At 55.2% G+C, this 417-nt stretch carries 1 protein-coding gene; it reads right to left on the bottom strand.

What is annotated here, in order from left to right; all coding sequences use genetic code 11:
* Positions 1 to 389 (bottom strand): hypothetical protein (locus WKT12_RS16495; RefSeq protein WP_340320335.1); only part of this gene is annotated, 389 nt, incomplete at its 3' end.
* Positions 390 to 417 lie beyond the last annotated feature (28 nt).

Here is a 417-nt window from a genome sequence, read left to right on the forward strand (position 1 = left end):
ACAACCTCCGGACGGAACAGGGAAAAGGAGGCGCTCATCAGCCATGCGTTCCGTACCGCTTCAAGATCGCCGGGCGAAGGATTGTCCAGCAGCGGGAAGCGTACCGGGGAGGATACTTCCCCGCCCCAGGCTAAGGACGTACAGGCCTGACCTGATGTCAGGTTGTCCTGCCGGACCACACGAACAAACACGGAACTGCTGTCCGGTACACCCAGCGTATACGTCAACAACTGACCGGGATTCATCACGGTTTGAGGAAGGGAACAAGTAACAGGAGAGGACTGTAAGGTATCAGCAGATTTATCAATCCATACTGTCCGCTCCGACAGCTTATTCAAGCCCTTATCCATCAGGAACAGCGACAAGATACCTTGCCCGTAAGCGGACACGTCGAGAACTGCCATCTTTTCTGCCGGA

Source organism: Phocaeicola sp. HCN-6420 (assembly GCF_037890145.1).
Taxonomy (GTDB): domain Bacteria; phylum Bacteroidota; class Bacteroidia; order Bacteroidales; family Bacteroidaceae; genus Phocaeicola.